Genomic DNA, 12,070 nt, shown 5'->3' with positions numbered 1-12,070 from the left:
AACAAAGATGGATGACCGCATCCCCCTCATCGAACCCGTTGTCGGTTCAGAGGAACTGGAGAACGTAGAGAAAGTTATCGAATCGGGATATATGACGCAGGGGCCGTACGCGGAGAAGTTCGAGATCGGCTTTGCCGATTTGGTCGGCGCTAAACACGCGATCACGGCGACATCATGTACAACAGGTCTCGAACTGGGACTGGAGGCGATGGGAGTCGGGACCGGAGACGAAGTCATCGTCCCGGACTTTACCCATCCTGCATCCGCGAACGCTATCGTTCGTGTTGGTGCTGATCCCGTTCTCGTTGACGTAGACAGGGAGACGTACAATTTGGACTATGAGGAGACAGCGGCCGCAGTTACCGACAAGACTGCCGCGGTTATGCCGGTCTCTTGGGGTGGGCAACCGCTCAACCCAAGGCCACTTCGAGACATCGCTGACGAACACGGTCTCGCGATTGTGGAAGATGCAGCGTGCTCTCCACTCGCTGCATACGACGGTGAGTCCGTTGGTTCTCAGTTCGACGTCAGCGTGTTCAGTTTTCACCCGCGGAAGGTCCTGACGACTGGTGAGGGTGGAATGGTGACGACGGACGATTCGGAACTCGAAGGAGAGATCCGTCGCATCAAGAACTTCGGCACGAACCCAAATACGGATATCGGATTCATCCGTGCTGATGCAACCAACTACCGGATGTCGGACATCCTCGCGGCGGTCGGCGTTGCACAACTGGAAAAGATCGAAGAGATCGTCGAAAAGAGGCGTGAAATTGCACACCGGTATACCGATCTTCTCGCCGAGGTGGAGGGTGTCTCGGCACCAACGGAGCCTAACAGCGCGAAGCACAATTTCCAGAGCTATTGTATCTACATTCAGGCAGGAGATGAATCGACGCGAGACAAACTCATTGAGGCACTGGCCGAACAGAATATCGAGACACAAATCGGAACGTTCTCAGTGAACGAGACGGAGGCATTTGCGGATGCCAACACCGCGAGCAGTCTTTCCGTTTCGAAGTCTCTTTCACGAAACCTACTCACGCTGCCCGTTGCACATTCGATGACTGTGAAGGATCAGCATCGGGTTGTTGATGCATTGAACAACGAGCTCGAAAAACACCGATAATTCGTCAGACCCGGTCACTTATGGCAGCGTGTGGACGATAGTGGGATATGCAAGCCGTCATCCTCGCCGCGGGCAAAGGAACCCGCCTCCGCCCGCTCACCGAAGACAAGCCGAAGGCACTCGTCGAAGTCAATAATAAACCACTCGTCGAGCACGTCTTCGACGACCTCATCAACCTCAACGCCGAGGAGTTCGTCGTCGTCGTCGGCTACCTGAAAGAGAAGATAATGGAGCGCTACGGCGACGAATACAGAGGAGTTCCCATCACGTACGCCCACCAGCGAGAACAGAACGGCCTCGCACACGCGCTTCTCACCGCCGAGCCGTACGTCGATGACGACTTTATGCTGATGCTCGGGGACAACATCTTCCGGGGCAACCTCGGTGACGTCGTCAATCGCCAACGAGAGGACCGCGCGGACGCCGCGTTCCTCGTCGAGGAGGTCCCGATGGAGGAAGCCTCGAGATACGGCGTTTGCAATACCAACAAGTACGGCGAAATCACTGAAGTCCTCGAAAAGCCCGACGACCCTCCGTCGAACCTCGTAATGACCGGATTCTACACGTTCACGCCAGCGATCTTTCACGCCTGCCACCTCGTTCAACCCTCGGACCGAGGCGAGTACGAACTTCCGGATGCGATCGACCTCCTGATCCAATCCGGCCGCACGATCGATGCGATCCGACTGGACGGCTGGCGCATCGACGTTGGCTATCCGGAGGACCGTGAACGCGCTGAGGAACGCCTCAACGGCGACGGATCGAAGCAAGCCGACGCGGAACCGGAACCGACAAAAGAGGCCTGATCGAATCCGGCCGTATGCAGATTCTCATCACCGGCGGGGGGGGCTTCATCGGCTCGAACCTCGTTCAGGGATGTCTCGACGCGGGTCACCGCGTCGTCGTCCTCGATAATCTCGATCCGTACTACGACCTCGGCATCAAAGAACACAACCTTGAGGTGTGCCGCGAGACGGGCGGTAACCGCTTCGCATTCGTCGAGGGGTCGACGACGGACGAGGAACTCGTCGAAGACGTCGTCTCTACAAACGACATCGGCGTCATCTTCCACCAGGCCTCGAAGGCTGGCGTTCGAACGAGCGTGAAGAGCCCGAAAGCCTACAACGAGAGCAACATCGACGGCATCGTCACGGTCCTCGAAGCCGCCGCCGACCACGGCGTCGAGCGGGTAATAAACGCCTCTTCTTCCTCAGTCTACGGTGTCCCGGAGTACCTCCCCTACGACGAGGAGCATCCGAATCATCCCAAAAGCCCCTATGCGGTCACCAAACTCGCCGCCGAGCACTACTGCAACGTGTACGATGACCTCCGCGACGTCGCAACCGTCAACCTCCGGTACTTCACAGTCTACGGACCGCGGATGCGCCCGAATATGGCCATCTCGAACTTCGTCTCGCGGTGTCTCAACGGCGAGCCGCCGATCATCTACGGCGACGGCGAGCAAACGCGGGATTTCACGTTCATCGACGATATCGTCGAAGCAAACCTTACGCTCTTGGAGACCGGCGAGGCCGACGGAGAGGCGATGAACATCGGCTCGAACGACAACATCTCGATTCGGGAACTCGCGGAGTACGTTGTCGACGAGACGGGCGCAGACGTCGACATCGTTCACGAGGATGCAAAGGACGCCGACGCCCGACACACCCACGCGGACGTCGCGAAAGCCGGTGCACTGATCGACTACGAGCCGAGCACGGACATCCGCGAAGGTGTCTCGAAATTCATCGACTGGTACGAGGCGAACCGCGAATGGTACGAGCCACTCGTGCGGAATTCGTGAGATCCGCTCCCGCCGTGATCCCCCACTCAGACCGTCGCCAGTAAGTTCCGATACCGCTCTTCGGCCGCACTGAAACTGTATTCCTCTTCGATGAGTCTCCGACCGCGAGCGCTGACAACTTCAAGTTCGCCCTCGGCAACGAGGATTTCCGTGAGATCCCGAGAAATAGCCTCGACCGTCCGCTCGCGCATCAGAAACCCCGTCTCGTCCTCTTTCACGACGTCCAGAACGCCCGAAACAGGGGTCGCATACGCTGGCGTCCCGCACGCCAGCGACTCTAGGATCGTCGTCGGCAGTCCCTCTGTCGGATGCGACGGCATCACGAGTAGCTTCATTTGATTCAATTCGCCCGGAACGTCCTCGTGGTCGACCCACCCAGCCAGTTCCACTTTCCCTTCTTCGATCTCCTCGGCTAACTCCGCCGCAAGCCACTCGTACAGCGGCCCGTCGCCGACGAACCGGAACGTCACGCCGTCCGGGAGCTGCTTCGCGACGCGGGCCAGTTCGCGGATCCCCTTTTCTTCGTCGAGACGCCCGACGAAGCCGACGACATCGCCGCGCTCTGCGAAGGGAACCTGCACCGAGAAGCGTTCCGTATCGACGTACCGTGCACCGTGTGGGTACACTCGCTCGGAGTTCGGATCGAGCCCCAATTCGGCGGCCATATTCGGCGTGTACGTCACAATCCGATGTGCCGCGACAAACCCGGCGGATTCTAACAGTCTCACCGATCCCGCTAGCCACTTGGCGACGATCGATGGCATCCGTTGCTCCCAGTTGAGCCGAAGCGTCAGTGGCACGTCACCACGCGGCTCGACGAGTACCGTTTTTCCGTACGCCCGAGCGAACAGTATGGGCAGGAGATAGGAAGTCGCGCCGAAAAACAGAACGACCTGTTCGGGCCGCTGGCGAAGGACGAGACACATTCGCACCTGATTCAACAGAAACCGGAGCGCTGCGATGAGGACGTTCTCACCAGCCCCCTTCGAGGTCAACTCGATCACTTCGCGAGTATCTCGAATCGACGAGTCTTCGGGAAGATCGGCGGTAACCAGACTGACGGACCCGATCGAAGCGAGAATATCCAGTAGCGTCCGAGTTGCGTTTTCTCCGGCCGAACTCAGCGGGTGCGTAACGACACAGACTCCACTGTCGGACATACCTCGAAGTGTTCGAAGAGAGGCTTATTCCTATTGTTTGGCGCTGGCTTCGAACGCAAACGGCAGTCACCCCGCTTTCGACGCTGTGTGCCGAAGCGCTATTCGCGATCTACTGTGCTTCTGGCCTCATTCTACGGTCACACTCTTCGCCAAATTTCGCGGCTTATCGATCGAGCGCCCCTGCAAATCGGCCACGTAGTAACTGAACAGTTGGAAGTACACGTTAGCCACCAGCGGCTCCAACTCCCCCAGATCGGAAACGTCGAACACCTCATCCACGAACTTCTCCGCGTCAACGTCATCCGACGCACATCCGATCACCGGCGCGCCCCGTGACTCGACCTCTTTCACGTTGTTCAGCGTCTCAGGCGCGTTCGACCCCCCAGTGAGGACCGCCAGAACGGGCGTCTCGGACGTTACCAACGCCAACGGACCGTGTTTCAACTCCCCGGCCGCAAATCCCTCGGCGTGATCGTACGAGATCTCCTTCAACTTCAACGCGCCCTCCAGAGCCACCGGCGCACCCAGACGCCGCCCGATGAAGAAGAACGCGTCGCCGTCGCCGTACTCTTCGGCCGCAACGCAGACCTGCTCCTCTCGGTCTAACACTTGCTGTACCGCACCTGGGAGCCCCCGTAAATCCGAGAGCAACGCCCGGGCGTCACCCGACGACATCGCGCCGCGAGCGCGGCCGACGTAGACGCAGAGAAGCGCCAGCGTCGCGACCTGCGAACAGAAGGTCTTCGTCGCGGCGACGCCGATCTCCGGGCCGGCCCGGATAAAGACGGTGTCGTCGACTTCCCGCGTCACCGTGCTCCCCAGCGTGTTCGTCACCGCGAGCGTCCGGGCACCGGCCCGCTTCGCTCGCCGCAGCGCCGAAAGCGTGTCCGCAGTCTCGCCGCTCTGCGTCACGGCGACGACGAGCGTTCGCCACGGGTCACGCCCACCGCGGAACTCGTACTCCGAGGCGATCTCGGCGGAGGATCGGACGTCCGCGTACTCCTCTAACAGGTCCGCAGCGTACAACGCGGCGTGGTAGGAGGTGCCGCAGGCGACGAACTGGATCTCCGCTAAGGAATTGAGATACTCCGCCGGGAGATCGATCTCTAGGTCTACTTCGCCTTTCACCTCGTCGATGCGCCCGGAGATCGCCTGTCGGAGCGCCGTGGGCTGCTCGTGGATCTCCTTGAGCATATAGTGTTTGTACCCGCCCTTCTCCGCGGCTTCGGCGTCCCATTCGATTTCTTGGATCTCGCGGGAGACCGCCTCGCCGTCGGCGTACACCGACACCTCCGATTCAGTGAGGTGGATGACGTCACCCTCCTCGGGGTAACTGACGCGCCGCGTGTGCTCGACGAACGCCGGGACGTCGCTCGCGATGAACGCGCCGTGCTCGGCGTATCCGAGCACCAGGGGATTCCCGCGGCGCGTCGCGACGATGCCGTCGTGGCCCGCGGCGACGACACCGAGTGCGAAGTTCCCCTCCAATTTCTCGACGACGGCCGAGACCGCGTCGACGAGATTGCGACCGGATTCCAGCTCCTCTTCGAGGAGATGCGGGACGACCTCGGTGTCGGTATCGCTCGCGAACGTGTGGCCGCGTTCCGTGAGCACCGACCGCAACGCGTCGTAGTTTTCGATGATTCCGTTGTGGACGACCGCGACGTCACCGGATTCGTTCGTGTGCGGGTGCGCGTTCGCGTCCGTGGGCTCGCCGTGGGTCGACCACCGCGTGTGGCCGATGCCCATCGTCGCTGTCGACGTTTCGGGAAGCACCTCGGTGAGCGCCGACAGCTCCCCCGCGCGCTTGTAGACCTCGACCGTATCTCCCCCGAGGGCGATTCCCGCAGAATCGTACCCGCGGTATTCGAGGTTCGAGAGCCCGTCTCTGAGGATCGGAAGTGCGTCCGCCGATCCGAGGTAGCCGATGATTCCACACATCTTACCCCCTCCGCACGATCGCGTCGTTCTCGATCCAGTCGCTCACGATCGTTCCTGATTCGACGGTCGCGTCGTTGCCGATCACCGTCCCCGGCGAGACGGTCACGTTGCCGCCGAGCGCCGTGTTGTCTCCGACGACGCCGCCTAAGCGGACGTCCGAGTGAACGGACCCGTCCACCACGACGTCGGTATCTCCCCCTTCTATCGTCGTGTTCGCTCCGACAGTTGCGTTCTCGCCGACGACGCAATCGCGGACGACAGCCCCGTCGTCAACCGTGGCGTCCGCCAGCACGACGCAGTTCGAGAGCACGGCGTTCGATCCGATCTCGACGTTCTCGCCGAGTGACGTCCCGGGGAGTACCGTCGCCCCCGGGCGGATGCGCACGTCCGCGGCGATCGCCGCCCCGTCGACGACTGTCGCCCGTTCGTGGATCGACGCCGTCTCGGCACGGGACGATTCCGTTCGATCGAGCATTCGACTGTTGACGGCCAAGATGTCCCAGTGATACGAGACGTCGAGCCAGAGGCCGTCGAACCGAACCGGGCGCAGCGCGTCCCGGTACGCCTGTAACACGGTCGTGATCGCCAACTCTCCGTCGGCGTCAGTTTCTCGAATCTCGTCGAAGGTCGACGCCCCGAGGCCGTAGACACCGGCGTTGATATAATCCGTCTTAACCGTATGAGCTGGCGGCTTCTCTTCGATCGAACGCACGCGCTGGCCATCGAGCTCGACGACACCGTAGTTTTCGGGATTTCGATGGCGTGTCACCGCCATCACGGGGCTGCCCGTCTCGCGACGCTCCCGCATTACGGCTGAGATCGCGCTCGGTTCGACGATTCGATCGCCGTTGAGCGCGATGAAGCTGCCGTTAATGTATGGCTCCGCTTGCAACAGCGCGTGGCCGGTCCCGAGCTGCGTCTCTTGGACGGCGTACTCGATGTCGACGTCCCAGTCGTCGCCGTCGCCGAAGTGACTCTGGATCCGCTCGCGTTTGTAGCCGACGACGAACACGAACTCGTCGATGCCCGCTTCTCTCCCGGCTTCGAGCACGTGTTCGAGAAGCGGCTGGTTCCCGATCGGAAGCATCGGTTTCGGCCGCGTGCGGGTCAGCGGCCTGAGCCGCATTCCCTCTCCGGCGGCGAGGACGACAGCTTTCATACTACTGGTGTTGCGATGCGGGGTGTTCAATATTTTGTGTGGTCGCTCGCGGGCTGTTTCTCACGTTCACGCAGGGCCCGCCGCACCGTCCCCTCGACTGTATGCTCGGTCTCGAACCCCAACCGCTCCCGAGCGGGTTCCGTATCGACCGTGAAATCCGGGCCGGTGGGTTGGCTCTCGCGGGGGTCCTCGACGTAGTTGATTTCGGGCTCGTGTCCGCGTTCCTCTCCGCAGACGCGCTGGACCAATTCGGCGACGTCGATGACGCTCAACTGCTCGCCACTTGCGAGCGGGATGTCGACTGCGCCGATGTCGGCGGTCGCCTCGGCGGAATTCGCTTGTTCGAGGAGCGACGTCACCGAGTGACGATACGCCCGGGCGACGTCGTTGACGTGGATGAAATCGAACGTTTGCGTTCCGGGGCGGTGAATCGTGAGCGGCCGATCCGCGAGCGCACGCTCGATGAAGATGTTGATTACGGTCTCTTTGCCGACGGTCACCCCCTCACAGTCGTGCGTCCCGTAGAGATTCGCCGTGAGGAACAGGTGGGCCGGAACACGGCCGCGAGTAAGATCGTGGATATCGTCCTCGTTCATCTTTTTTGTTAGGCCATAGAGACTCACGGGATCGCGTCGATGATCCGCCCCGATCGGGAACTCGACGGGTTCGCCGATAACGGCCATACTCGAGGCGAATACCAGCGGAATCTCTCGGTTGCGACAGTGCCAGGTTACGTTCTCGGTGCCCTGAACGTTGATCTCGAACGCGCGATCGGGATCGCTCTCGCAGTCGGGGATCCCGCTCACCGCCGCGAGGTGACACACCGCATCGGAATCGGAAAGCGCGTCTCGAAGCGCTTGATTATCTCGGATGTCGACGGTCTCGAACACCGCATCGGAGAACGATGACACCTGATTTCCGGAGCGATCGTCGATCGCAATCACCTCGGCTCCGGCGTCGAGAAACTCGTGCACGACTCGCGAGCCGATGTATCCGCCAGCCCCGGTCACCGCAATCCGTCGAGAATCGAGCATATGCACCGATACGAGGGCAGCGACATACCTCCTTCGGGTCCGTGTTTTACGAGACGAGCGCGTACAGATAGCCCGAGCCGACGGCCGCGGTCAGGGCAAGCGCGAACACGCCTCGCTTCAAGTCCGGTATCGATCCGTCGACGACCGTCTTCCGAGCGTAGTGGGGGAGTCCCGAAAAGAGCAACTGCGAGACGAACGCGCCCTCCTCGCCACCGGAGTCGTCGATGAGTTCGTCCAGCGCGCGTTTGGAGTACCCCTGCCAGAACGCCCGCTTCAGAAGCCAGGTCGGATCGGTGCGGTAGGCGAACACTTTGTGCTCGACGAAGGCGTCCGGGTTGTACCAGACGCGCTCTCCGAACGCGGCGTGCATTCGCGCGGCGAGTTCCGTCTCTTCGCCTTGGATCTGCCGGTCACCGTGCCGTCCGAGGTCGGGCTCGAACGTCCCGATCTCCTCGAACACCTCCCGTTTGAAGGAGATGTTCGAGCCGAACGTGTTTCGGACCTCGCGCGCTTCTTCGGGGAATCCGCGGTGGGTGACGCCGACGAGCCAGTAGAACTCCGGCGGGAGCCACTCGGGCTCGCCCGCGACCCACCGCGGGACCATCCGACCACCGGCCGCAATCGCGTCCCGGCGCTCGTACGTGTCGACCAGTTCTGCGATCCAGTCCGGACTGGCGACGGCGTCGTCGTCGAGAAACGCGATCACATCGCCGCTACTTCGTTCGATTCCCGCGTTTCGACTCCGTGAGAGGCCGACGTTCGAGTCGTTACAGTGGAGAACGACATCTCTTCGGTCCTCGTAGTCGTTACGCACCCGTTCGTAGAGTTCGTCGCTCCCGTCGATGACGACAACCGCCTCTACACTCTCGTACGTTTGCTCTCGCACGCTTTCGATCGCCTCGCTGAGATCATCGTACAGATCTGGATCGTACGCACAGATGACGACGGAGGTTTTCATTTACCGAGCGATGCCGATACGGTACCGTAAGGGTTGTGTCTACGATCGTGAACACGTTCAACAACGTCGGGATAGATCGAGGTGGATCGATTTTGCGACACCTTATCCATCTCCACGACCGTAGAGCCCCCGTGAACCGTCGGCGACGACAGCCGCTCCCCCACCGATGAGAATTGGACAGACCTCTTTCGCCGTCTTCGCCTCGAAGCTCGTCGGCTCCGCGCTCGGCTTCGTCGCGACGCTGTACTTCGCCCGCACGCTCGGAGCCGAGGTGCTCGGGCGCTATGCGCTCGTCCTCGCGCTCGTTGCGTGGCTCTCACTCGCGGGCAACTTGGGCATCTCCTCGGCCGTGACAAAGCGGATGAGCGAGGGAGAAAATCCGTCCGCGTACGCCAGCGCCGGTGCGATAGCGATCGCCGCACTCGGACTCGTTCTCGGTGTCCTCGTCGTCGTCTTCAGCGGTCCCGTTAACACTTACGTCGGTGAACCGATCGCCTTGCTGGTCGTTGCCCTGCTGCTGGCGGGGCTGTTCACGTCCGTCACCAACTCGGCATTGAACGGCGAGCGGAAGGTCCACCTCACGGGACTGCTCTCGCCGATCGGAATCGCCGTCAGGAGCGTCGTTCAGATCGGGCTCGTCGTCGTGGGATTCGAACTCGTGGGGATGCTCGTCGGATACGCGATCGGAAGCGTGATCGTGGGCGTGGTCGCGCTCTCGCTGTTGTCCGTGCGATTCGTCCGTCCGGCCCGAGAGCACTTTGCCGAGCTCTACGAGTACGCGAGGTTCTCGTGGCTGGGTGGCCTCCAATCGCGGTCGTTCAACGACGTCGACATCCTCTTACTGGGCGTGTTCGTACAGTCCTCACTCGTCGGCGTCTACTCCGCGGCGTGGAGCATCGCGCAGTTCCTCACGCTGTTCGACTCGGCCGTGAGCTCGACGCTGTTCCCGGAGCTGAGTCGGGCCGACGCGGAAGGTCGTCGAGACCACGTGGCGAAACTCGTCGAGGATTCGATGACGTACGGCGGTCTCATCCTCATCCCCGGACTGCTCGGCGGGATCTTACTCGGAGATCGATTACTCAGAATATACGGGCCGGAATTCGTGCAGGGGGCGTCCGTCCTCTGGATTCTCATCCTCGCGACGTTGTTGTACGGCTATCAGAAACAGCTGTTGAACGCGCTGAATGGGATCGACAAACCAAAGGCGGCGTTCCGAATCAACGCCATCTTCATCGGGGTGAACGTCGTGCTGAACGTCGCGCTGATCTCGACGATCGGCTTCGTCGGTGCCGCGGTTGCAACCGCGATCTCGGCCGCGATCGGGGTGGCGGTAGCCCTGTCGACGTTGCGTTCGGAGATCGTATTCTCGATTCCGGTGGGCGAAATCCTTCGGCAGTTCGCCGCGGCGACGACGATGGCGGCGGTGGTGCTCGGTGTCGAAACCCTCCTTACGACGGCGACGACGCTCAATCACAATTTCGCGACTGTGGTCCTTCTCGTGGCTGTCGGTGCGACGACGTATTTCGTGGTATTATTCGGGATATCGCAGACGTTCCGATCGACCGTGCGAGACAATACTACCGCTCGATAATTCGTTGGCGAGAGCGTGTCAGTACTGGTGTAACTGGTGAAATACTCTGCTTAGTTCAACGTCTACCTATAGAAAAATAGTAATATTATCTATAATATATGAATAATAAAATATACTTTAAATATTATAGTATTGTAGTTTTCTAGTCATAGTTCGAGACTCAAATATTGTGATTTGTTGTTAGAGCGCGCAATTAGCGTTGATACTACTATTTCTACTCCACTGGAGAGGATCTATTATTGGTATGAATTCAGATATTTATATTATACTATCAAATTTAATTGTATATTGGAATTTCTATATTCCCATCGGTAGCGATAATCCATATATCTGAATTTCACCAATTAGTATAATTTTCATCTTATATTTCTAATACCCAAATCATATATCATATTTCGAAGGCAAAAGCGATGTTTTAAATATCTCACTATGAGTGGTAACGAATGGCATGTCTAATATGACGCCTGAAGAACTGGTTGCAACGGCAAATCGGTTGCTCTATATGGAGGGATTGGCCGACACTGCCGGACACGCGAGTGTCCGCTCGCCTACCGATGACAACGTGGTGTACATAAATCCGTTCAGCGTGAGTCGCGGGGAAATCCGACCAAAAGACGTTGTGAAAATCACGCTCGACAACGAACCGGTTGATCCGGACGCACCCGATCCCGTTGCAGAGGCTGAGATTCACACAGCGGTCTATCGAAACCGTCCCGAGATTAACGCGGTCCTACACACTCATCCACCAATCGCTACACTGTTCAGTATCTCGGGGACTGACCTCGTTGCTGCGTTTACTCGCGGTGCGATATTCGACAGACCGGTTCCAGTCTATAACCGTCCGGATCTCTTGACGACTCGAGAGGAGGGTGAGTTGATGATGGAAGCGATGGGCGAACGTGACGAACTCCTAATCAAAGCCCACGGAGCGGTGGTCGCAGGCGAAGATCTCAAACGTGCATTCACGAGGACGATGTACCTGGAGATAAACGCCTACCACCAGCTCTACGCGTCGATTCTCGGTAATGCGAACACGCTCACTCCCGAGGAGGCCGAACGAATTACTGAAACCACGTGGCGTCAACGGTCGATCGATAAAGTCTGGAACCATTATGTGTGGGAAGCCAGCCAGAACGGGTATCTTCCAGATGAGTGGTGATTCGGAGATCTGCACCTTATCGATTTGAGCGGATCGTCGGTAGAACTACTGCCGCTTAATTTGGGAGTGGGACTTCCGAGTAATTGTTGTCCGGTGTTTTTCGCAGACTGCTGTCGGATTGTCCACCTGAGGCTCCGA

General features: G+C 59.6%; 10 protein-coding genes. 5 read left to right on the top strand and 5 right to left on the bottom strand.

Features of this window, described 5'->3' with window-relative positions; genetic code table 11:
* The first annotated feature begins 7 nt into the window (after positions 1 to 7).
* The 3 genes from FJT57_RS07900 to FJT57_RS07890 are packed head-to-tail and all read left to right on the top strand — an operon-like array spanning position 8 to position 2,930.
* Positions 8 to 1,126: a DegT/DnrJ/EryC1/StrS family aminotransferase gene (locus FJT57_RS07900; protein ID WP_144903888.1), complete on the top strand. Its 1,119-nt coding sequence runs from the start codon at positions 8 to 10 to the stop codon at positions 1,124 to 1,126.
* Between the two features lie 47 nt (positions 1,127 to 1,173).
* A complete protein-coding gene (gene aglF / locus FJT57_RS07895; RefSeq protein WP_144903886.1) occupies positions 1,174 to 1,932 on the top strand; it encodes a UTP--glucose-1-phosphate uridylyltransferase AglF in 759 nt (252 codons plus the stop codon).
* Between the two features lie 14 nt (positions 1,933 to 1,946).
* On the top strand, positions 1,947 to 2,930 hold the full coding sequence (locus FJT57_RS07890; protein ID WP_144903884.1) for an NAD-dependent epimerase/dehydratase family protein: 984 nt from the start codon (positions 1,947 to 1,949) through the stop codon (positions 2,928 to 2,930).
* Between the two features lie 26 nt (positions 2,931 to 2,956).
* On the opposite strand, the gene FJT57_RS07885 is transcribed toward FJT57_RS07890, so the two are convergent.
* The 5 genes from FJT57_RS07885 to aglG all read right to left on the bottom strand — a co-directional run bounded on the left by FJT57_RS07885 (position 2,957) and on the right by aglG (position 9,182).
* A complete protein-coding gene (locus FJT57_RS07885; RefSeq protein ID WP_144903882.1) occupies positions 2,957 to 4,090 on the bottom strand; it encodes a glycosyltransferase in 1,134 nt (377 codons plus the stop codon).
* Between the two features lie 126 nt (positions 4,091 to 4,216).
* Complete coding sequence (gene glmS / locus FJT57_RS07880; RefSeq protein ID WP_144903880.1) at positions 4,217 to 6,031, bottom strand: glutamine--fructose-6-phosphate transaminase (isomerizing); 1,815 nt, start codon at positions 6,029 to 6,031, stop codon at positions 4,217 to 4,219.
* A gap of 1 nt (position 6,032) precedes the next feature.
* Complete coding sequence (locus FJT57_RS07875) at positions 6,033 to 7,190, bottom strand: sugar phosphate nucleotidyltransferase (protein ID WP_144903878.1); 1,158 nt, start codon at positions 7,188 to 7,190, stop codon at positions 6,033 to 6,035.
* Positions 7,191 to 7,216: 26 nt separating this feature from the next.
* Positions 7,217 to 8,224 (bottom strand): NAD-dependent epimerase/dehydratase family protein, encoded by a 1,008-nt coding sequence (locus tag FJT57_RS07870; protein WP_144903876.1) that lies wholly within the window; start codon positions 8,222 to 8,224, stop codon positions 7,217 to 7,219.
* Between the two features lie 46 nt (positions 8,225 to 8,270).
* Positions 8,271 to 9,182 (bottom strand): glucosyl-dolichyl phosphate glucuronosyltransferase, encoded by a 912-nt coding sequence (aglG, locus tag FJT57_RS07865; protein ID WP_144903874.1) that lies wholly within the window; start codon positions 9,180 to 9,182, stop codon positions 8,271 to 8,273.
* A 166-nt stretch (positions 9,183 to 9,348) separates the two neighbouring features.
* On the opposite strand from aglG, the gene FJT57_RS07860 reads away from it, so the two are divergent.
* Entirely contained in the window at positions 9,349 to 10,773 is a 1,425-nt protein-coding gene (locus FJT57_RS07860) for an oligosaccharide flippase family protein (protein WP_144903872.1), read from the top strand.
* Positions 10,774 to 11,230: 457 nt separating this feature from the next.
* On the top strand, positions 11,231 to 11,932 hold the full coding sequence (locus FJT57_RS07855) for a class II aldolase/adducin family protein (protein ID WP_162524313.1): 702 nt from the start codon (positions 11,231 to 11,233) through the stop codon (positions 11,930 to 11,932).
* Positions 11,933 to 12,070 lie beyond the last annotated feature (138 nt).

It is taken from the genome of Halobellus captivus (genome assembly GCF_007655485.1).
GTDB lineage: Archaea > Halobacteriota > Halobacteria > Halobacteriales > Haloferacaceae > Haloquadratum > Haloquadratum captivum.
The sequence above is the reverse complement of the archived record's forward strand: the minus strand, read 5'-3'. Positions and strand labels throughout refer to the sequence as shown.

Coding starts and splice junctions, on each gene's coding strand:
- FJT57_RS07900 (WP_144903888.1), top strand. CDS start 8: ATGGATGACCGCATCCCCCTCATCGAACCCGTTGTCGGTTCAGAGGAA.
- aglF (WP_144903886.1), top strand. CDS start 1,174: ATGCAAGCCGTCATCCTCGCCGCGGGCAAAGGAACCCGCCTCCGCCCG.
- FJT57_RS07890 (WP_144903884.1), top strand. CDS start 1,947: ATGCAGATTCTCATCACCGGCGGGGGGGGCTTCATCGGCTCGAACCTC.
- FJT57_RS07885 (WP_144903882.1), bottom strand. CDS start 4,090: ATGTCCGACAGTGGAGTCTGTGTCGTTACGCACCCGCTGAGTTCGGCC.
- glmS (WP_144903880.1), bottom strand. CDS start 6,031: ATGTGTGGAATCATCGGCTACCTCGGATCGGCGGACGCACTTCCGATC.
- FJT57_RS07875 (WP_144903878.1), bottom strand. CDS start 7,190: ATGAAAGCTGTCGTCCTCGCCGCCGGAGAGGGAATGCGGCTCAGGCCG.
- FJT57_RS07870 (WP_144903876.1), bottom strand. CDS start 8,224: ATGCTCGATTCTCGACGGATTGCGGTGACCGGGGCTGGCGGATACATC.
- aglG (WP_144903874.1), bottom strand. CDS start 9,182: ATGAAAACCTCCGTCGTCATCTGTGCGTACGATCCAGATCTGTACGAT.
- FJT57_RS07860 (WP_144903872.1), top strand. CDS start 9,349: ATGAGAATTGGACAGACCTCTTTCGCCGTCTTCGCCTCGAAGCTCGTC.
- FJT57_RS07855 (WP_162524313.1), top strand. CDS start 11,231: ATGACGCCTGAAGAACTGGTTGCAACGGCAAATCGGTTGCTCTATATG.